Here is a 19,343-nt window from a genome sequence, read left to right on the forward strand (position 1 = left end):
AACCTTTTCAGCACATCGATCGTTTGCGGAGAGGAAGAAGATTGAGATAGTACGGGTAAGGGATAACAAAGGAGTGAGTGACATGGCAGGAGTCGTTTGGTATCGAAATGATTTACGGGTCGACGATCATGAAGCGTTAACACAGGCCTGTTCCGAGCAAGACAAGGTTCGGGCAGTCTTTATTCAACAAGAAACAGAGCAGCGTGGCCAGCAACAAGTCATCTTTGAACAAGAGACGTTGCATGCCTTACGAAATCATTTAGAACAACTCGGCATCGAACTGACGATTTTACAAGGGGAGACAGTAGAACAACTGACATCGTTTGTTCAACAGGATGACGTCGTTTATTTTCACCGAATGACAGGTGAGTACGAAGCACGACAGGAAAACGCAGTGCAAGAACGTTTTACTACACGAATGTATGAGACCCAGACGCTTCATCTCCGGGAAGATATCGGCAGTGACGAACTGAAACGTGTCTTCACGGCGTTCCGGAAAAGAGTTGAGTATGACGGCCGCTTTGCGGATCCAATCGAAGCACCGGGGAAAGTTCGGTATATTGAACCACCCGGTAAGCAAACGGTGGATTCTCGTACGGCATTCCCGTTTGCGGGAGGGGAAACGGCAGGACGTAATCGCTTGGCTGCTTACTTGGAAGGTCCTGTCTTTACCTATAAAGAGACACGGAACGGATTCGACCGTGATGATTCTTCAAAGTTATCCGCTTGGCTGGCAAACGGTTCCCTTTCCCCGCGGAGTGTCATGGCAGAGCTGCAAAGGACGGAACGGGAACACGGCGCTAATGAATCGACATACTGGTTGTATTTCGAATTGTTATGGCGCGACTTTTTCCATTTGACGATGCGCGAGACGGGACACCGACTGTTTCGTTCTAATGGATTACGGGACGGGCATATGACGTGGAAGACGGATCAAGCAGCAATTGATTCCTGGATCGCAGGCGAGACGGGTGAACCGTTTGTTGATGCCTTCATGCGGGAAATCAAGGAGACCGGCTGGATGTCGAACCGGGGACGTCAGATTACGGCCAGTTATCTGATTCATGACTTACAGCAGGATTGGCGGATTGGTGCCCGATACTTTGAACAGCAGTTGATTGATTACGATGTCGCCTCCAATTACGGGAACTGGGCCTACATCGCAGGAGTCGGAAATGCGACCCGGACACCCCGGTTTAATCCTGAATTCCAACAACAAAAATATGATCCGACCAAAGCATTTATCCGACGCTGGATGTCAAGCGAAACGACTGGAAAATGACTAAATTTTAAGAGTCAGAACCAGTTGCATTTCGATAAGGGGAATGCTATATTAAATGCAACAGATGGGGTTCCTGAGATGTACGAGAGCCGCCTTTTATCTTTGAGCCACTCTTTTTTGATAGGGAGTTTGACGTTCCAACTAGTAGTACATGCCTCGTAACACAGCAGGAGGACGTACGAATAGGAATCGGATAAGACACCCACCTGCGCAGCAGGTTCAAAAATAAGGTATCGACACGGCACTTCGGGTCCCATCGTTTCTTTTTTTAGATGAATCACACTATACGTCGCATGACGTTTTTTTTTATGATATAATTCCGAGTAAAACAGTATGAGTATTGTGAGGTTATGAGATGTTAAATCAATTTTCACGTAATGAATTAGCAATCGGTAAGACCGGACTTGACGCATTGGCATCCAAGTCTGTTGCGATTTTAGGAATCGGTGGTGTCGGTTCGTTTTCGGCGGAAGCCCTGGCCCGCAGTGGCGTCGGCCGTTTGATTCTGGTTGATAAAGATGATATTGATATCACAAACGTCAATCGTCAGATCCATGCTTTGTTACCGACAGTCGGCCAGCCGAAAGTCGATGCAATGGCAGATCGTTTGATGCAAATCAATCCGGATTTAGAAATTGTCCGCTTGAAAATGTTCTACAACGAAGAAACGTACGAATCCTTTTTCGCAGAAAATCCGGATTATGTCATTGATGCTTCGGATACAGTATCGTTTAAGATTCACTTGATCAAAGAGTGTAAACAACGTAAAATTCCAATCATTTCGAGTATGGGAATGGCAAATAAGATGGACCCGACACGAATCAAGATCGTTGATATTAAAGATACGAGTTACGATCCGCTCGCAAAAGTGATCCGGACGCGCTTGCGGAAGGAAGGGATTCATAAAGGAGTCCCGGTTGTCTTTTCGGATGAACCACCGGTCAAGATCATCGAAGAAGTCCGTCAAGTCGTTGGTAACGATGAAGCGTTTATTCGGAAAGCCAAAATGCCGCCGAGTTCAAACGCGTTTGTTCCGTCGGTTGGTGGATTGATTGCGGCAAGTTATGTCATCAATGAGATTGTCCGGGAAGCTGGCGTCATCATCGAACGTGTCCGTTAAAAAAAGCGACCTGCTGAGGTCGCTTTTTCTCATCGTTTACGGTTGTTTTTTCCAAAAATCAAGCCGTGCCTGTAATTGTTTTTCGAATCCCCGTGGACTAGGCTTGTAAAAAACCGGTTTGGTTCGTGCCAGGTTTTCCGGCCAATAGTTCTGTTTGACATACGCATGTGGAAACTGGTGTGGGTACTGGTATTCGACACCATTACCAAGCGCTGCGGCACCGGCATGATGCGCATCCCGCAAATGCGGGGGAACCGGACCACCATCTGATCGACGAACGAGTTCAAGCGCCTGATCAATCGCGGTAATGACAGTGTTTGATTTCGGAGCCGTCGCGAGATACAAAACGGTCTCGGCGAGCGGAATCCGTGCCTCTGGGAAACCAATGTATTCGCAGGCCCGAGCACACGCATCGACGATCAGCAGAGCTTGCGGATCGGATAATCCGATATCTTCTGCCGCATGGACGTAGAGTCGACGGACGATGAAACGCGGGCTTTCCCCGGCTTCAATCATGACGGCAAGCCAGTAAAGGGCAGCGTCGGGGTCTGAGCCGCGAATCGATTTGATGAAGGCCGAGATGACATCATAATGCCGGTCTCCGTCTTTATCGTATTTCAACGCTTTTTGTTGAATCGATTCTTCGGCCACGGCAAGATCAATCGTGATTTCGCCGTCAATTTCCGGTGTTGTCAGAACTGCGAGTTCGAGTGCGTTGAGAAGCGCCCGGTAATCGCCATCCGAGAGCTTGACATAATGATCAACGGCTTCCTCGGTGACAGTGACCGGATACTTGCCGAGCCCACGGTCTACGTCTTTTAAAGTCCGGTTTAGGACAATTCGCAGATCGTCCGTCGTCGGTGTTTCAAACCGAAAAACGGTCGCCCGGGATAACAGGGCAGCATTGACTTCGAAGCTCGGGTTTTCCGTTGTCGCGCCGATCAGTGTAATCGTTCCGGCTTCAAGGGCAGGCAGTAAGGCGTCTTGTTGCATTTTATTGAAACGGTGGATTTCATCTAAAAATAAAATAGTTTTTTGTTGGTCAAACTGTAAACGGGATTCCGCTGCTTTTAAGACTTCGCGCAACTGATCAAGTTTTGCCGTGACGGCATTTAATTGTTCAAACGCCGATTTCGTATAACTTGAAATGACACGGGCAAGCGTCGTTTTTCCGGTTCCCGGTGGTCCGTAAAAAATAACGGTCCCAAGCCGGTCAGCGAGAATGGCCCGGCGTAACAAGGTCGATTCTCCGATTAAATGGCGTTGTCCAACGATTTCGTCCAGTGATTGAGGGCGCATCCGATTGGCAAGCGGCCCGGCCGGAGAATGTGATTCAAATAAATTAGCCATAGGTAGCGTTCCTTCTTTCAACTTTTAGCTACTACTATACTAGAAAGGATGTCTTTTCGCATGATGAAAATCTCGACAAAAGGACGTTATGGTCTGACAATCATGATTGCACTCGCCAAAGGAGGCGAGGCAAAGCCATTGTCTTTAAAGAAAATTGCGCAGATGTATGATCTGTCCGAGCACTACCTGGAGCAATTGATTGCTCCGCTCCGAAACGGCGGTCTCGTCAAAAGTGTCCGCGGAGCATATGGTGGATATAAATTAGGCCGTTCAGCCGAAGACATTACAGCAGGGGATATCATCCGTCTGCTCGAAGGTCCACTTGTCGTCGTCGAAGGCGATAACTGTGACGAAGTGACGAAACGGAAATTGTGGGATAAAATTCAAAGTGCCGTCGATCAAGTTCTGGATACGACGACATTAAAAGATTTAGCCGAAGAAGACGACACAGGTTATATGTTTTATATATGAGAGGTGAAAAACGATGATGTATTTTGATCACGCTGCAACGACGCCGATGCGGTCCGAAGTGTTGGACAAGATGACGCCTTACATGCTTGAGCAATTCGGGAATCCGTCAAGCGTCCACGCATTCGGACGAACAGGGCGGGCTGCGATTGATACGGCACGACGAATGATGGCAACGGAATTGAACGCAAAACCAACAGAAATCATCTTTACGAGCGGTGGCACGGAAGCAGATAACTATGCCATCATCGGTGCTGCCATGCAGTACCAGTCGAAAGGCCGTCATGTCATCACGACACGGTTTGAGCACCATGCCGTGCTCCATGCCTTCGAGGAACTGGAGAGACGGGGATTTGACGTGACGTATCTCGAAATTCCTGAGTCCGGTATCGTGACGGAAGAAGCCTTACGTGCGGCTGTTCGGCCGGATACAATTTTAGTATCCATCATGTTCGGAAATAACGAAGTCGGAACGGTCCAGCCGATTGCGGCATGCGGTCGCTTCTTGCGGGAACAACAGATTGTGTTCCATACGGATGCCGTTCAGGTATTTGCGAAGTCACCGATCGATGTGGAAGCGATGCACATCGATTTGTTGTCGGCATCGAGTCATAAAATCAATGGGCCAAAAGGCGTCGGATTGTTATATGTCCGTTCTGCTATCAAGTTAGCTCCTCAATCGTATGGAGGGGAACAGGAACGGAAGCGTCGTGCCGGAACCGAAAACGTCGCCGGCATCGTCGGGTTTGCGGAAGCAGTCCGGTTGACGGCAAAGGAACGGGAGAAGCAGGCTGAACAGTACCAACTGTTACGGACGACCTTGCTCGAACGGCTTCGAACTTCAACGATTGAGTTTGAAGTCAACGGGGCAGAAGGCTTGCCACAAGTCATTAACCTGTATTTCCCGAATGTCGAAATTGAACCATTTTTAATTATGCTCGATATGCGTGGGATTGCCGTTTCAAGCGGAAGTGCCTGTACGGCAGGATCGGTTGAGCCATCGCATGTCTTGTCAGCGATGTATGGTGAAAATCAGCGGACGAAACAATCGGTCCGGATCAGCTTTGGGCGGGGAAATGATGAGGCACAAGTCGAACTGCTCGCACAAGGCCTGATAGATGTCGTAAAATCGTTTCAGAACAATTAAGAGGTGAAAACAATGAACACACGCGCAAAAGCACCGGAGGAAACAACGGTCGTCGTCGGGATGTCCGGCGGTGTTGATTCTTCCGTTACGGCTTATTTATTAAAAGAACAAGGATACAACGTCATCGGGATTTTTATGAAGAACTGGGACGATACAGATGAAAACGGATTTTGTACGGCAACGGAAGATTACGAAGATGTCATCGCCGTCGCCAATCAAATCGGCATTCCGTATTACGCAGTCAATTTCGAAAAAGAGTACTGGGACAAAGTCTTTACGTATTTCTTGGATGAATATAAACTCGGTCGGACACCGAATCCGGATGTCATGTGTAATAAAGAAATTAAATTCAAAGCATTTCTTGACCATGCGATGCGCCTAGGAGCAGACTTTGTTGCGACGGGGCATTATGCTCGTGCCGTGTACGAAGACGGCGAGCATAAATTATTGCGCGGCGTCGATACAAATAAGGATCAAACGTATTTCCTGAACCAACTGTCACAGGATCAAATCGCTAAAGCGATGTTCCCAATCGGACACATGGAAAAATCAGAAGTGCGGAAAATCGCGGAAGAAGCGAACCTTGCGACAGCGAAGAAAAAAGACTCGACCGGCATTTGTTTCATCGGGGAACGAAACTTCAAACAGTTCCTCAGTCAGTATCTGCCGGCGCAACCGGGTGAAATGCGGACACTCGACGGCAAAACGATGGGGCGTCATGACGGTCTGATGTACTACACGATGGGACAACGTCATGGTCTTGGAATTGGTGGAGACGGAGAACCGTGGTTCGTCGTCGGGAAAAACTTAAAAGAGAATATCTTATTCGTTGAGCAAGGATTCCATAATGAATTGCTTTATTCAGAAGGACTGTATGCGTCTGACATCAGCTGGACGGCAACGATGCCGGTCGGAACAGAATTCCGTTGTACGGCGAAGTTCCGTTACCGTCAAACGGATACACCTGTGACGGTTCGTATCCTTGACGGCGGACGTTTAGACGTCGCGTTCGACGAACGGCAACGGGCGATTACCCCCGGACAAGCTGTCGTTTTCTATGACGGCGACGTCTGTCTCGGTGGGGCGACGATTGATGATGCGTACAAAGCAGGTCAAGCATTAACGTATCTTGCGTAAGGGAGAGAGTGAAATGAACTACAATGAAGTCGGGTTCCGACACCTGGAGTCCGGTAATTATGAATTGGCGGCACAAGCTTTTAATGATGCCATCGAAGAACAACCAAATGATCCGACAGGTTACGTCAATTTAGGGACATTGCTCCAATCGATGGACGATGCTGATCGGGCAATCCTGTTTTACGACAAGGCACTGACGATTGATTCGACGTTTGCCAGTGCTCATTATGCCAAAGGGGCATTGTATTTCTCGGCAGATTTATTAGTTGAAGCAGAAGAATCGTTGCGTCTTGCCTTATTACACGGACTCGATGACGCTGACCTTCATTTCATGCTCGGTCTGACGTATCAAAAGCTGGGCGATCCGGTTCGGGGAATTCCACGTCTGAAGCAAGCGACGGAACTGAATGGGGTGGATGTTGAAATCGCCTTCCAGTACGGTCTTGCCCTTGCTCAGAACGAACAGATTGAAGAAGCGGCTGAAATCTTCGAACAAGTATTATTGCTGGAAGAGACACATACGGATGCCCGTTATAACTATGCCATCGCACTGGCCTTTTTAGGTCAGCAGGAAGCGTGTTATACGGAACTTGAAACCGTTCTTGCCTATCAGCCGAACCATACGCTGGCGAAGGATGCGAAAGCGAAGATGGATGCCTTGTTGAACTAAAAAAAAGCGTTGCGACCGATGAACATATCGGTTTCGCAACGCTTTTTTAGTTAATGACCAACTTCACGTACGATCCGTAACGGTGGACCGGAAAAGTCTTCATACGCTTCGTCCATGTTTTTAGTGTACAGTTCGATAACATTTTGTTCCGTATCTTTAAAATAAGCGGAGTATTCCTTGTCATTTGATGTCTGCTGCTCATCCCATTCACGAATCTTGACATCAATTGCAGCAGTACGTAACAGGTCAAGTGCTTCATTAAACTTGTTTTTCTCGATATAAAAGGCGCAATGAACGTGGACTCCGCCCTCATCATACAGGCTGTCCCACTTTGTGACAGGAAGGTGTTTGACTGTCCGTTCTTCCATTGTAAAGTCACGTTTGAGCCAAAGGCCGAGACGGGTATTTCCCCCAATGTACAACCATGTCGCCCAGACCCCGTCCTGCTTTTCCTGTTCATGACTCGGCTCCGCATCTTCCGGCGCCCACTGTTCGACAATCGGGATACCGAGCGTTCCATTCCAGAAGGCAACAGCCCGTTCCATATCTTCAACCTCCAGTACTAATTCACACAATCCGGCAATTGGCAGTCGTCCCATGAATTATTCCTCCATTCAATTATTGATTCAAGAAATGTTTCCCTCATTTAAAATCCCTTAAACGAATGCTATGATTGGAACAGCGTAACGGAGTTCAGACAGAAAGCAGGTGGAGTGATGGAGCACCCCCATCAAGTAGTCGGTCGTATTAAACGTGTGCTTTTTTCCTCCGAAGAAGAAGCCCATTCCATCGTTTTGATGGCGATAAAAGAAAAAAACTTTGAATTAAAAGAAACAGAGCTCGTCGTCACAGGAACCGGTGTCGGAATCGAACTCGGCGGAACGTATCAAGCGTTCGGACGATTGGTTGATCATCCGCGATTTGGTAAACAATTAAAAGCGGAGTTAATCCGGCGATCGGTCCCGATGACGAAACACGCAGCTGTCCGTTTTTTGACGAATGGTTCGTTTACCGGCATTGGTCCGAAAACAGCGAAAAACATCGTCGATGCTCTTGGTGAAGATGCCATCGATATCATCTTAAAAGACAGCAAGGCACTTGACCGTGTCCCTGGACTGAAACAAAAACAGGCTGATGTCATTTTCAGTCGACTCGCGACCTTATACGGTGTCGATCAACTGATGCTTTTTTTAGCCCCGTTTGATGTCACCCCGAAACTTGCGGCAAAGATTTATGCTGCATACGAGGGGGATGCGATGGCGAGAATTCGTGAAAATCCTTATTCTTTGATGTACGAGGTCAGTGGCATCGGTTTTAAGACAGCCGATCAAATCGCCTCGCATCTAGGGCTTGTCGGCTTGCATCCGGAACGGGTCGCAGCGTCCATCATGCATATACTGGAACAGGAAGCGGGAGAGGGGCATGCGTTTGCGACCGTCGAATCGCTGTTGCAACGGGCACCCCGTCTGCTCGGAGAAGATCCGGGCGAACGCCTCGAACAAGCCATCGAACTGTTGTTGACCGAAGATAAGGTGAAACTCGAAGAAGGCTGTTTGTATTTGCCGACGATTTTTTATGCGGAAGTCCGGGCGGCGAAAGAGTTGGCCCGCGTCATGGCAAACGGAGCGGAACAAGAAGTCGATGTCGCAACGATTCTGTCAGCCATCGGTCAACTGGAAGAACGGTTTGGGATGGAATATGCGGTCCAACAACGGGAAGCCATCGAACTGGCTGTCAAAGCCCCGTTGATGGTCTTGACAGGTGGTCCCGGTACCGGGAAGACGACCGTCATCAAAGGGATTTTACACGCGCTTCAGGAAATTCATGATTGGCCGCTTGAGAAAAGTCAGGTCAAGTCGGGTGAGGTCTATCCGTATGTGCTTGTCGCTCCAACCGGCCGAGCGGCAAAACGGTTGTCGGAAGCGACGGACGTTCCGGCGATGACCATCCATCGTTTGTTGAAATATGACGGGTCGAACTTTCAATTGGATGAAGACCAACCAATCACAGGTAAGGTGCTGATCATTGATGAATCATCCATGATCGACATTTATCTGTTATCGAGTCTGTTACGAGCAGTACCTAACGGAATGAAGATTTTATTTGTCGGCGACCGTGATCAACTGCCGTCGGTCGGTCCGGGACAAGTCCTGGCTGATTTAATGGACACAGACGGCATTCCGGTCGTTCGGCTCAATGTCGTTCACCGGCAAGCCGAAGATTCCTCGATTCTTCGACTGGCTCACGATTTGAAAAATCGGGTCACGTCAGCTGACTTGCTTTCACCGTTATCCGACCGGCGGTTTTATTCGCTCGCCCCGCAGGAGTCGTTACGCGGCATCGCCGCCTTTGCGGAAAAAGCGTTGGCGAAAGGGTATTCGAAGTTTGACGTTCAAATCCTGGCGCCGACGTATCGTGGACAGGTAGGGATTGATGAATTGAACATCGTCCTGCAACAGGTCTATAATCCGGAAGCTCCTAAAAAACGGGAAGTCAAACAGGGAACGCGAATTTACAGGAGTGGAGATAAAATTCTTCAGCTCGTTAACAATGCGGAAGAAAATGTCTATAACGGAGATATCGGCGAAATCGTTAACATTTTTTTTGCGAAGGAAAATGTCGACAAGGTGGATAAAATCATTGCCCGGTTTGATCAGACGGAAGTCGAATACAACCGCAGTGAATGGGATCAATTCACGCATGCCTATGCGATTACAATCCATAAAGCGCAAGGATCGGAGTTTCCGATTGTCCTGATGCCGGTCTTTTTCACCGGGGCCTTCAAACATTCCCGCAATCTCATCTATACGGCTGTCACACGGGCGAAAGCCAGTTTGTTGTTGTTCGGAGATCCCCGTGCCTTTTATAAAGCTTCGCAAGAGGAAGAACCACGTCGGCGGACACGGCTTATTGAAAGACTCGGCGGTATGACAAAGACTTGACTGAATGCACCAGATAGGTAATAATCACGGTAGATGAATGGACGCAAAACGTTGATGGAAGATAAGTAAGTCGCAATCTTCATGACCAGAGAGAGATGGATCTGCTGTAACCATCTTCGTGACGATTCGATTGAAGCTCCTTCCGGAGTCGAGTGCAAACACTTGCGGGTAATCTCCGTTAACGGATTTTTCGAGGTAAAGAGAGCACATGTCTTTACGAACGAGGGTGGTACCACGAAAGCGATGCTTTCGTCCCTTTTCAGGGATGAATGTATCGTTTTTTTGCGTTCAGGATAAATTAATCAATGGGGGTATTTTCGATGAAACCATTAAAACCGTTGACGGGTGCACAAATCCGTCAGATGTATCTCGACTTTTTCCAATCTAAAGGACATGCAATCGAACCAAGCGCATCCCTTGTTCCGATTGAAGATCCAACATTACTGTGGATCAACTCGGGTGTCGCTACGTTAAAAAAATATTTTGATGGACGAGTCATTCCGCAAAATCCACGGATTGTCAACGCGCAGAAATCCATCCGGACGAACGATATCGAAAACGTCGGGAAGACAGCACGTCACCATACGTTCTTTGAAATGCTTGGAAACTTTTCTGTTGGCGATTATTTCCGCGAAGATGCGATCAAATGGGGCTGGGAACTATTGACGAGTGACGAGTGGTATGGACTTGATCCGGACCGCCTTTCCGTGACGATTCACCCGGAAGACGATGCAGCACGTCAAATCTGGCTCGAACTTGGTGTGCCGGCTGAACGCATTATTCCACTGGAAGATAACTTCTGGGAAATTGGTGAGGGTCCTTCAGGTCCGAACACAGAGATTTTCTTCGACCGCGGACCGGCTTTCGGCGACGATCCGAACGATTCCGAATTGTATCCGGGTGGCGAGAACGAACGGTATCTCGAAATCTGGAACATCGTGTTCAGTCAGTATAACCATGATGGACACGGCAATTACACGGAGTTACCGCGTAAAAACATCGATACCGGGATGGGTCTTGAGCGGATGGCGAGCGTCATGCAAGATGTGCCGACGAACTTTGACACGGACCTGTTCATGCCGATCATCCATAAGACAGAAGAACTCAGCGGTAAACTTTACCGCGAAGATTCAAAACTGGATGTTGCGTTCAAAGTCATTGCTGACCACATCCGGACAGTTGCCTTTGCAATCGGAGACGGTGCGCTGCCTTCGAACGAAGGACGCGGTTATGTCTTACGCCGCCTGCTTCGTCGTGCTGTTCGTTACGCAAAAATGCTCGGGATCGAACGTCCGTTCATGTACGAACTTGTGGATACAGTCGGTAGCGTCATGGTCGATTTCTACCCACAAGTTCCAGAAAAAGCAGATTTCATCAAACGTGTCATCAAAAACGAGGAAGAACGATTCCACGAGACGTTACATGACGGTCTTGCTATCTTAAACACTGTGGCACAAGCAGCGAAGAGTAACGGCGAACATGTCATCAGTGGAGAAGATGCCTTCCGTTTGTATGATACGTATGGTTTCCCGCTCGAATTGACGGTTGAATATGCAGAAGATCATCAGATGTCTGTTGATGAAGAAGGATTTAAACGGGCAATGGATGAACAACGGAAACGTGCTCGTGCTGCCCGCGAAGACGGCGGTTCGATGCAACAACAGTCGGAAGTGCTCGCGACATTGACTGTTCCAAGCCAGTTCATTGGTTATACGGACCTTGAGACGGATGCTAAAATTATTGCTTTGTTGCATGATGGAGAACGAGTGACGGAAGTCGCTGCTGGAGAAGAAGCACAATTGTTGCTTGATATCACACCATTTTATGCAGAAAGCGGTGGAGAAGTGGCGGACACTGGAACCATTACAGGTCCGGATTTCGTCCTTGATGTCAAAGATGTTCAAAAAGCACCGAATGGTCAAAATCTGCATACAGTTATTGTTCGGACGGGGATTGCTTTGGCAGATGCGACAGTTCATGCGACGGTCGAAGCGTCATCTCGTCAAGCAATCACAAAGAACCATACCGCAACCCACCTGTTGCATAAAGCATTAAAAGATACACTTGGGACACACGTCAACCAAGCCGGATCACTTGTTTCTGCAGATCGTCTCCGGTTTGACTTCTCACACTTCGGAGCAGTCACGGCGGAAGAATTAACAACCATCGAACAGGATGTAAACCAAGCAATTTGGGCATCACTTGCAGTCGAGATTGAAGAGATGAACATTGCTGATGCGAAAGCAAAAGGTGCAATGGCCCTGTTTGGTGAAAAATACGGTGAGACGGTTCGTGTCGTTTCGGCTGGAACATATTCGATCGAATTATGTGGCGGAATCCACGTCCGCAATACGGCAGAAATCGGTCTGTTCAAGATTGTTTCCGAATCAGGAATCGGAGCTGGAACACGACGGATTGAAGCCGTCACGGGCGCTGGAGCATACCATGTGATGAACGGTCACCTGCAGACACTTGAGCAGGCAGCACGTGTCCTGAAAACGAAGACGACTGAGGTGCCGGGACGGATCGAAGCACTTCAAGTCCAACTTCGTGAAACAGAACGTGCGCACGAATCATTACAAGCAAAACTTGCAAACATTGAAGCAGCATCATTGAAAGAGGATGTCGAGCAAATCAATGGAGTGCAAGTCCTTGCGAAGCAAGTCGATGTCTCGGATATGGATGCACTTCGCGGTATGATGGATGAACTGAAGTCAAGTCTCGGCTCGGCGATCATCGTCCTCGGTAGTGCGCAGGGAGATAAAGTCAACCTCGTTGCAAGCGTCTCAAAAGACTTGATCGATCAAGGGTACCATGCAGGTAAATTGATTAAAGAAGTAGCGACGCGTTGCGGCGGCGGTGGCGGCGGTCGTCCGGACATGGCACAGGCTGGCGGAAAAGATCCTGCAAAATTAAACGAAGCTCTTGCGTTTACTTCACATTACGTGCAATCACTGGCATAATAGAGAAGTAGTGTAAATGAAAGAGGTGATTAACGTGAGTCAGATGGATCAAACGATGAAATTTAATTTTCCAGAAGACGATAGCCAAGCGGCAACACGCGAAGTATTGCTGACGGTTTATCATGCTTTAGAAGAAAAAGGCTATCATCCGATCAACCAAATCGTCGGATATCTACTTTCCGGTGACCCTGCTTACATTCCTCGTCATAACGATGCACGTAATATGATCCGAAAGATTGAGCGTGATGAACTACTGGAAGAACTCGTGAAATCTTATCTATCGGAGAGTGGAGACAAAAAATGAAGCGTGCCATCGGACTTGATGTCGGTTCGAAGACGATTGGTGTTGCGGTGAGTGATTTGATGGGCTGGACAGCACAAGGCATTGAGACCATCAAATGGACAGAACCTGAATATCCAGTCGCCTTCAAGCGACTCGAGGCAATTATTAAGGAATACGGTGTCGAAATCATCGTCATCGGACATCCAAAAAACATGAATGGGTCGATTGGTCCTAGAGCTGAGGCGAGTGAAGCGTTTGCGCGTGAAATCGAGACGCAGACAGGGCTTTCGACCGTTCTTGTCGACGAGAGATTGACGACGATGCAGGCAGAACGGATGCTGATCGATGCCGATGTCAGTCGAAAAAAACGGAAACAAGTCATCGATAAGATGGCAGCAGTCATGATCCTACAATCCTATTTGGATCGGGCAAATCGATAAGGAGGAAATGAGATGTCTGAAGAAAAACGGCAGTATCTCTTTCCTGATGAAGACGGTGGCGAACATCTTTTCGAAGAGTGGTACCGTTATGTCAGTGAGCGAACCGGCAAGACCTATCTATTTCTCGAAATGATTGGTCATCCGGAAGAGGGAGCAGATGATTTAATCATTTGTGAAATCGACGAGTTTGGCGAAGGCGAAGATGATTTTGAATTGAGCCTGATTGATGAAGACGATGAGCAGACTTGGGATGAACTTGAGGCTGCATTAAAGGAGCGGATGAATGATGCAACAGAATGAACCTACACATTACGTAATTCCCGATGGAGAAGGTAATGAATTTAAATTTGCCGAGCGTTTACGATATGAAAGCCCACGCTCAAGCAAAACATATATTTTCCTTGAGCCAGTCGGCGCGGATTATGATGAAGCAGAAGAAGTCGATATCTTTGTTTATGAGTTAGAAGAATATGGTGATGGTGATGATGACTTCAACCTCGTTCCGATCGCAGAAGACGATGCAGAAACTTGGGATGAAATTGAAGAAGTTTTCAATACATTAGAAGACGAGCTTGACTAAACCGACTCGTGTATAAGGTGGTGTCGTCAGAGCAATAGCTCTTTCGATATCACCTTGTTTTAAGAGAAGAAGGAGGAACCGATGGAGAATGAATGGAAGAAAAATGCTGAAATCGAACAGAAACGTCGCCGGACATCGCGCCGGATTACGTTAATCATCCTTTCAGTATTGTTCACGATTTTCTTAGTAGCAGGAGCAGCCATCTACATCTTTTTAAAGAGTTCACTCGAGCCGGTCAACGAAGAGGCGACGAAGTCCGTCAAGGTCGAAATTCCTTTAGGCGCCGGAACAAGTACGATTTCAAGCATTCTCAAAGAAAAAGATTTAATCGCGAACGAAACGATTTTCCGCTATTATGTCCGCTATAAGAATGAATCGTCATTCCAAGCCGGGACATACACATTGACCCAAGCGATGACACCAGATGAAATCATCAATGAGTTGAAGACCGGAACCATCATGAAAGCGGCAGATGTTAAAATTACGATCCCTGAAGGAATCACGATGGATCGTCAAATTGCCATCATTGCGAAGGCAACCGGTTTTAAAGCTGACTCCATCCGAAAATCATTGACGGATGAGGCGTATATCAAGACATTGATTGACAAGTATCCGATGTTAACGGATGAAGTGACGAAGCAGGGAGTCCTCTATTCGCTCGAAGGATATCTTTTCCCGGCGACGTACGAATTCGATAAAGGAAAAAGCATCAATCAAATTACTGAAACGATGTTAGATGAGATGGAAAAGATTTATGATGCGAATGCCGATGCGATTAAGAAATCAGGCATGACCTTCCATGAAGTGTTGAGTCTCGGATCAATGGTCGAGCGGGAAGCCGCGACACCAGAAGATCGCCGTGAGATTGCCGGTGTCTTTACGAATCGCCTCAACGACGGAATGAAACTCCAATCGGATCCGACGGTCTGGTATGGCACAGGAGAAAATACGGCATTGACGACGTTAAAGGATTTAGAGAACAATTCGAAATACAATACGTACAAATACGAAGGTATTCCGATTGGTCCGATTTCAACGGTCAGTAAAGATTCAATTCTTGCCGTCCTTAATCCGAAAAAGACGAAATATGTTTATTTCTTTGCCCGACCACCAAGTGATAAAAATCCACGAGGTCAAATTCTTTATGAGGAAACCTATGAGGAACATCAACGTAATGTTGTGAAGTATAAACCGGAATGGGTCGAATACGAAGCAAGTAAAGAGCAATGAACAGGGGGTTGATCGGGAACGGTATGTTCGTTCCCGGTCAACCTGTTTATGCGCAGAAGGAGTGAATTCCGAATGAATGATTTTACAGCGTATGTCGAAGGGATGATTCGACCACGTGATCCCTTGCTACAGGAAATGGAAGCATACGCGAAAGAGCACCACATTCCAATCATTGAACTGACGGGATCGGAAGTTTTATTATCGTTGTTGACGTTACAACAACCGAAACGAATCCTCGAACTCGGAACAGCGATTGGTTACAGTGCGATTCGGATGGCCCGCGCCTTACCGGATGCCCGGATTACGACCGTTGAACGAAATGCGAAACGATACGCTGAAGCTAAGATGTTCATTGAACGTTCAGACGTCGCAGACCGGATTGACATCGTTTTTGCTGATGCAGTAGAATTAGCCGAAACCCTTGAACAGCAGTTCGATGCCGTATTCATCGATGCGGCGAAAGGACAGTATAAAAAATTCTTTAACGGTTATGGGCGATTGGTGCCAATAGGCGGAGTTTTATATACGGATAACCTGTTTTTACACGGGGATGTCCTTGAGACAGATCCCAAGACTTTTGACCGGAGAAGACGACGGCTTGTCCGTCTGGTCAAAGAATTTACAGTATGGATGATGGAGCAAGACCAATATGATACGACGATTTTCCCACTTGGAGACGGTGTGTCCGTCAGTCGGAAAGTGAAGTCAGAATGAATGATGGAGGTACGAATTCAATGCAAAAACCGGTTGTAATTGGTGTGGCTGGAGGTACAGGTTCAGGAAAGACGACGGTCGCACGGTCACTTGTCGACGCATTCCCGAGTGAATCCATCGTCATGATTGAGCAGGATGCTTACTATAAGGATCAAAGTGAATTATCGATGGAAGAGCGTTACCAAACGAACTATGATCACCCGTTTGCCTTTGATAACGATTTGCTGATCGAACATATTAAGGCACTGCGAGAAAATCAGGCTGTTGAAAAACCGGTCTACGATTACGTTGCCCATACACGGGCAACGGAGACGATTCCACTTGATCCACGTGATGTCATCATCGTTGAAGGTATTTTAGCGCTTGAAGACGAACGTTTACGGGAATTGATGGATATTAAAGTCTTCGTTGATACAGATGCAGATGTTCGGATCCTGCGCCGGATGCAACGCGACATGAATGAACGGGGACGGTCGATTGATTCCGTCGTCGAACAGTATACGAAGGTCGTCCGTCCGATGCATCTCCAGTTTTGTGAACCAACAAAACGGTATGCAGACATCATTGTTCCCGAAGGTGGCGAAAACCACGTAGCAATCGATTTACTGGTCACGAAGATTCGGGCGATTCTCGATTATCGGTCTGCACTCGATCAAAGAGGATATTGATTCCAAAAAAGATGTGAATATACTATACTAGTGGAATAAAAAGGAGCGTGACAAAAATGGCAGAAAAACAGTATTACATGACGCTTGAAGGTAAAGCGAATGTTGAAAACGAATTAAACGAACTGAAGTCAGTCCGCCGTAAAGAAGTTGTCGAAAATATTAAGATTGCCCGTTCATTTGGTGACTTGTCGGAAAACGCGGAATATGATTCAGCGAAAGAAGAACAAGCAATGGTTGAAGGCCGGATTGCTCAACTCGAAGAGATGTTACGCAACGTCGCCATCATCTCGGAAGATGAGAAGGATATCTCAGTCGTTGGTATCGGGACGACAGTTACATTCTTGATCCTTGAAGACAATGAAGAAGAAACGTATACGATTGTCGGCAGTGCAGAAGCCGATCCGTTCACTGGAAAAATCTCGAACGAATCACCGATTGCTAAAAGCCTGTTTGGCCATAGCGTCGGGGAGCAAGTATCCGTTCAAGCACCCGGCGGAGATTTCGCTGTAAAAATTACATCAATCAAGTAAATAAGAACGGACAGCAGCCGGAGCAATCCGGTTTTCTGTTTGAATGGGGGAAAAAGACATGCCAATCGCAATCATCGGAGCGATGGAAGAAGAAGTAAACTTACTTCGAAATGAATTATCAGAACGAAAAGATACTGTCATTGCCAACTATCATTTTTATGAGGGATTGTTGAACAGTGTCCCGGTCGTCATCTTAAAATCCGGTATCGGAAAAGTAAATGCCGCAATCGGAACGACGTTGTTGCTTGATCATTTCAAGCCAAGTGCCGTCATCAATACTGGTTCGGCTGGCGGATTCAGAGCCGGTCTAAAAGTCGGTGATGTTGTTGTTTCGACGGAAGTCCGTCACCATGATGTCGACGTGACGGCGTTTGGTTACGAATATGGTCAAGTCCCAGGAATGCCGGCTGCCTATACAGCCGATCCAAAATTGATTGCAACAGCGGAAGCCGTCATTGAACGGATGGACGCGATTCGAGTCGTTCATGGTTTAATCGTGACAGGTGATTCTTTCATTCATGACACAGAACGTTCGAACGTCATTAAAACGAACTTCCCGGATGTCGCGGCAGTTGAGATGGAAGCAGCGCCGATTGCGCAAGTTTGTCATCAATTTAACGTTCCTTTCGTCGTGACACGTTCAATTTCTGACAGTGCTGATGAAGAAGCTTCATTATCATTTGATGAATTCTTAGAGATTGCTTCGATTAATTCAGCGAAGATGGTTATGGAAGTCGTCCGCACATTAGCCGATTCAGAGTAATCTGGATTACGTGAAAGAAGGTCTCTCAATGGGAGACCTTCTTTTGTCTTTGACAAAATCGTTTTAACGCTTTATATTAGTACCAGATACTAATTTTAAAGGAGCAATCATATGAATATCGGAATTGTAGGACTCGGCACATCATTACCCGAACGTCGAATCACAAATGATGATTTAGCAGCGACACTCGATACGAGTGATGAATGGATTCGGACACGTACAGGAATCGGAGCACGACGGATTGCGGACGATTCGGTGGATGTCACCGACCTAGCGACGGAAGCAGCGAAAAAAGCGTTAGCAGATGCCAACTTGACAGCAGACGACATCGGATTGATTGTTGTCGGAACGGCGACCGGACGTGCTTTTCCATCAACGGCATGTATCGTTCAGGAACGACTTGGAGCACTCGGTGCAACAGCTTTTGATATCAGTGCCGCCTGCAGCGGATTCATTTTTGCCTTACAAACGGCTTCGAGTATGATGGCAGCAACGGAATCAAAACATGCACTTGTCATTGGTGCAGAGAAGATGTCAAGTATCGTTGACTGGTCAGACCGGTCGACAGCAATCTTGTTTGGTGACGGCGCTGGGGCTGTCGTGCTCGGTCCAACTGAACAACAGGGATTAAATGCCTTTGAACTTGGAACAGATGGTCGCGGGGCACACCTGTTATTTAAAGAATTGGATGGTCCGATTGAAATGAACGGCCGGGAAGTCTTTAAATTCGCGGTCCGAAAGTTACCGGACATCGTTGAAAAAGTCATTCAAAAGGCTGGTGGAACGCTAACGGAACTTGATTTATTGATTCCGCATCAAGCAAATTTACGAATCATCGATGCAGCACGTGAACGGCTTGGGATTGAAGAAGAGAAAGTGATCGTGACGATTGATGAACATGCAAATACATCGGCTGCGTCGATACCACTTGCATTAGAAGAAGCACGGCGACAAGGAAGACTGTCACCGGGGACAACACTTGTCCTTGCAGGATTTGGAGCAGGTTTGACATGGGGAGCAGCTTATATTACTTGGACTAAAGGGGAGAACACATAA

The 19,343-nt window shown here is 47.4% G+C and carries 20 protein-coding genes, 1 other RNA gene and 1 other annotated feature; of the genes, 19 read left to right on the plus strand and 2 right to left on the minus strand.

Annotated elements, in window-relative coordinates:
• The first annotated feature begins 82 nt into the window (after positions 1–82).
• The 3 genes from P402_RS0105865 to P402_RS0105870 all read left to right on the plus strand — a co-directional run bounded on the left by P402_RS0105865 (position 83) and on the right by P402_RS0105870 (position 2,402).
• A complete protein-coding gene (locus P402_RS0105865) occupies positions 83–1,282 on the plus strand; it encodes a DASH family cryptochrome (RefSeq protein WP_026827836.1) in 1,200 nt (399 codons plus the stop codon).
• Between the two features lie 67 nt (positions 1,283–1,349).
• A non-coding RNA gene (ssrS, locus tag P402_RS16830) (6S RNA) lies at positions 1,350–1,539 on the plus strand.
• Between the two features lie 98 nt (positions 1,540–1,637).
• A complete protein-coding gene (locus tag P402_RS0105870; protein ID WP_026827837.1) occupies positions 1,638–2,402 on the plus strand; it encodes a tRNA threonylcarbamoyladenosine dehydratase in 765 nt (254 codons plus the stop codon).
• Between the two features lie 36 nt (positions 2,403–2,438).
• On the opposite strand, the gene P402_RS0105875 is transcribed toward P402_RS0105870, so the two are convergent.
• The gene (locus P402_RS0105875) at positions 2,439–3,752 is read right to left on the minus strand and encodes a replication-associated recombination protein A (RefSeq protein ID WP_026827838.1); all 1,314 of its coding nucleotides are present in this window, start codon (positions 3,750–3,752) and stop codon (positions 2,439–2,441) included.
• Between the two features lie 63 nt (positions 3,753–3,815).
• Here P402_RS0105875 and cymR point away from each other — a divergent pair, with 63 nt between their 5' ends.
• Genes cymR through P402_RS0105895 form a run of 4 tightly spaced genes read left to right on the plus strand, consistent with a single transcriptional unit; the run spans position 3,816 to position 7,174 of the window.
• The gene (gene cymR, locus P402_RS0105880) at positions 3,816–4,223 is read left to right on the plus strand and encodes a cysteine metabolism transcriptional regulator CymR (protein ID WP_026827839.1); all 408 of its coding nucleotides are present in this window, start codon (positions 3,816–3,818) and stop codon (positions 4,221–4,223) included.
• A 13-nt stretch (positions 4,224–4,236) separates the two neighbouring features.
• Entirely contained in the window at positions 4,237–5,367 is a 1,131-nt protein-coding gene (locus P402_RS0105885; protein WP_026827840.1) for a cysteine desulfurase family protein, read from the plus strand.
• 12 nt (positions 5,368–5,379) lie between these two features.
• Positions 5,380–6,504: a tRNA 2-thiouridine(34) synthase MnmA gene (gene mnmA / locus P402_RS0105890; protein WP_026827841.1), complete on the plus strand. Its 1,125-nt coding sequence runs from the start codon at positions 5,380–5,382 to the stop codon at positions 6,502–6,504.
• Positions 6,505–6,517: 13 nt separating this feature from the next.
• On the plus strand, positions 6,518–7,174 hold the full coding sequence (locus tag P402_RS0105895; protein ID WP_026827842.1) for a tetratricopeptide repeat protein: 657 nt from the start codon (positions 6,518–6,520) through the stop codon (positions 7,172–7,174).
• A gap of 50 nt (positions 7,175–7,224) precedes the next feature.
• Here P402_RS0105895 and P402_RS0105900 read toward each other — a convergent pair whose 3' ends face one another.
• Positions 7,225–7,773: a VOC family protein gene (locus tag P402_RS0105900; RefSeq protein WP_026827843.1), complete on the minus strand. Its 549-nt coding sequence runs from the start codon at positions 7,771–7,773 to the stop codon at positions 7,225–7,227.
• A 117-nt stretch (positions 7,774–7,890) separates the two neighbouring features.
• Here P402_RS0105900 and recD2 point away from each other — a divergent pair, with 117 nt between their 5' ends.
• From recD2 to P402_RS0105960, 12 genes are all read left to right on the plus strand, one after another.
• Positions 7,891–10,116: an SF1B family DNA helicase RecD2 gene (gene recD2 / locus P402_RS0105905; RefSeq protein WP_026827844.1), complete on the plus strand. Its 2,226-nt coding sequence runs from the start codon at positions 7,891–7,893 to the stop codon at positions 10,114–10,116.
• 42 nt (positions 10,117–10,158) lie between these two features.
• Positions 10,159–10,376 (plus strand) — a binding site (T-box leader).
• A 60-nt stretch (positions 10,377–10,436) separates the two neighbouring features.
• Positions 10,437–13,079, plus strand: a complete 2,643-nt coding sequence (alaS, locus tag P402_RS0105910; RefSeq protein ID WP_026827845.1) for an alanine--tRNA ligase — start codon at positions 10,437–10,439, stop codon at positions 13,077–13,079.
• A gap of 34 nt (positions 13,080–13,113) precedes the next feature.
• Positions 13,114–13,383 (plus strand): IreB family regulatory phosphoprotein, encoded by a 270-nt coding sequence (locus P402_RS0105915; RefSeq protein WP_026827846.1) that lies wholly within the window; start codon positions 13,114–13,116, stop codon positions 13,381–13,383.
• Positions 13,380–13,802: a Holliday junction resolvase RuvX gene (gene ruvX / locus P402_RS0105920; protein WP_026827847.1), complete on the plus strand. Its 423-nt coding sequence runs from the start codon at positions 13,380–13,382 to the stop codon at positions 13,800–13,802. Before P402_RS0105915 ends, ruvX begins: the two co-directional genes overlap by 4 nt.
• A gap of 12 nt (positions 13,803–13,814) precedes the next feature.
• Positions 13,815–14,102: a DUF1292 domain-containing protein gene (locus tag P402_RS0105925; protein ID WP_026827848.1), complete on the plus strand. Its 288-nt coding sequence runs from the start codon at positions 13,815–13,817 to the stop codon at positions 14,100–14,102.
• Positions 14,089–14,382, plus strand: a complete 294-nt coding sequence (locus P402_RS0105930; RefSeq protein ID WP_026827849.1) for a DUF1292 domain-containing protein — start codon at positions 14,089–14,091, stop codon at positions 14,380–14,382. The genes P402_RS0105925 and P402_RS0105930 overlap by 14 nt, the downstream gene beginning before the upstream one ends.
• Before the next feature lie 81 nt (positions 14,383–14,463).
• On the plus strand, positions 14,464–15,612 hold the full coding sequence (mltG, locus tag P402_RS0105935; protein ID WP_026827850.1) for an endolytic transglycosylase MltG: 1,149 nt from the start codon (positions 14,464–14,466) through the stop codon (positions 15,610–15,612).
• Between the two features lie 72 nt (positions 15,613–15,684).
• The gene (locus P402_RS0105940) at positions 15,685–16,326 is read left to right on the plus strand and encodes an O-methyltransferase (protein ID WP_026827851.1); all 642 of its coding nucleotides are present in this window, start codon (positions 15,685–15,687) and stop codon (positions 16,324–16,326) included.
• A gap of 20 nt (positions 16,327–16,346) precedes the next feature.
• Positions 16,347–16,994 carry a uridine kinase gene (gene udk / locus P402_RS0105945; RefSeq protein ID WP_026827852.1) on the plus strand — a complete coding sequence of 216 codons (648 nt, stop codon included), beginning with the start codon at positions 16,347–16,349 and terminating at the stop codon, positions 16,992–16,994.
• Positions 16,995–17,050: 56 nt separating this feature from the next.
• Positions 17,051–17,524, plus strand: a complete 474-nt coding sequence (gene greA, locus P402_RS0105950; protein WP_012370935.1) for a transcription elongation factor GreA — start codon at positions 17,051–17,053, stop codon at positions 17,522–17,524.
• A gap of 58 nt (positions 17,525–17,582) precedes the next feature.
• Positions 17,583–18,287, plus strand: coding sequence for a 5'-methylthioadenosine/S-adenosylhomocysteine nucleosidase (mtnN, locus tag P402_RS0105955; protein WP_026827853.1), 705 nt, complete (start codon positions 17,583–17,585; stop codon positions 18,285–18,287).
• Positions 18,288–18,398: 111 nt separating this feature from the next.
• Positions 18,399–19,343, plus strand: a complete 945-nt coding sequence (locus tag P402_RS0105960; RefSeq protein ID WP_026827854.1) for a beta-ketoacyl-ACP synthase III — start codon at positions 18,399–18,401, stop codon at positions 19,341–19,343.

It is taken from the genome of Exiguobacterium sibiricum 7-3 (genome assembly GCF_000620865.1).
Classification (GTDB): domain Bacteria; phylum Bacillota; class Bacilli; order Exiguobacteriales; family Exiguobacteriaceae; genus Exiguobacterium_A; species Exiguobacterium_A sibiricum_A.

Excerpts from the sequence above, each read along its gene's own strand:
- recD2 (WP_026827844.1), top strand. The coding sequence starts at position 7,891 with ATGGAGCACCCCCATCAAGTAGTCGGTCGTATTAAACGTGTGCTTTTT.
- P402_RS0105900 (WP_026827843.1), bottom strand. The coding sequence starts at position 7,773 with ATGGGACGACTGCCAATTGCCGGATTGTGTGAATTAGTACTGGAGGTT.
- cymR (WP_026827839.1), top strand. The coding sequence starts at position 3,816 with ATGAAAATCTCGACAAAAGGACGTTATGGTCTGACAATCATGATTGCA.
- P402_RS0105885 (WP_026827840.1), top strand. The coding sequence starts at position 4,237 with ATGATGTATTTTGATCACGCTGCAACGACGCCGATGCGGTCCGAAGTG.
- P402_RS0105865 (WP_026827836.1), top strand. The coding sequence starts at position 83 with ATGGCAGGAGTCGTTTGGTATCGAAATGATTTACGGGTCGACGATCAT.
- P402_RS0105940 (WP_026827851.1), top strand. The coding sequence starts at position 15,685 with ATGAATGATTTTACAGCGTATGTCGAAGGGATGATTCGACCACGTGAT.
- P402_RS0105960 (WP_026827854.1), top strand. The coding sequence starts at position 18,399 with ATGAATATCGGAATTGTAGGACTCGGCACATCATTACCCGAACGTCGA.
- alaS (WP_026827845.1), top strand. The coding sequence starts at position 10,437 with ATGAAACCATTAAAACCGTTGACGGGTGCACAAATCCGTCAGATGTAT.
- ruvX (WP_026827847.1), top strand. The coding sequence starts at position 13,380 with ATGAAGCGTGCCATCGGACTTGATGTCGGTTCGAAGACGATTGGTGTT.
- P402_RS0105895 (WP_026827842.1), top strand. The coding sequence starts at position 6,518 with ATGAACTACAATGAAGTCGGGTTCCGACACCTGGAGTCCGGTAATTAT.
- mtnN (WP_026827853.1), top strand. The coding sequence starts at position 17,583 with ATGCCAATCGCAATCATCGGAGCGATGGAAGAAGAAGTAAACTTACTT.
- mnmA (WP_026827841.1), top strand. The coding sequence starts at position 5,380 with ATGAACACACGCGCAAAAGCACCGGAGGAAACAACGGTCGTCGTCGGG.
- P402_RS0105930 (WP_026827849.1), top strand. The coding sequence starts at position 14,089 with ATGCAACAGAATGAACCTACACATTACGTAATTCCCGATGGAGAAGGT.
- greA (WP_012370935.1), top strand. The coding sequence starts at position 17,051 with ATGGCAGAAAAACAGTATTACATGACGCTTGAAGGTAAAGCGAATGTT.
- P402_RS0105925 (WP_026827848.1), top strand. The coding sequence starts at position 13,815 with ATGTCTGAAGAAAAACGGCAGTATCTCTTTCCTGATGAAGACGGTGGC.
- mltG (WP_026827850.1), top strand. The coding sequence starts at position 14,464 with ATGGAGAATGAATGGAAGAAAAATGCTGAAATCGAACAGAAACGTCGC.
- P402_RS0105870 (WP_026827837.1), top strand. The coding sequence starts at position 1,638 with ATGTTAAATCAATTTTCACGTAATGAATTAGCAATCGGTAAGACCGGA.
- P402_RS0105875 (WP_026827838.1), bottom strand. The coding sequence starts at position 3,752 with ATGGCTAATTTATTTGAATCACATTCTCCGGCCGGGCCGCTTGCCAAT.
- udk (WP_026827852.1), top strand. The coding sequence starts at position 16,347 with ATGCAAAAACCGGTTGTAATTGGTGTGGCTGGAGGTACAGGTTCAGGA.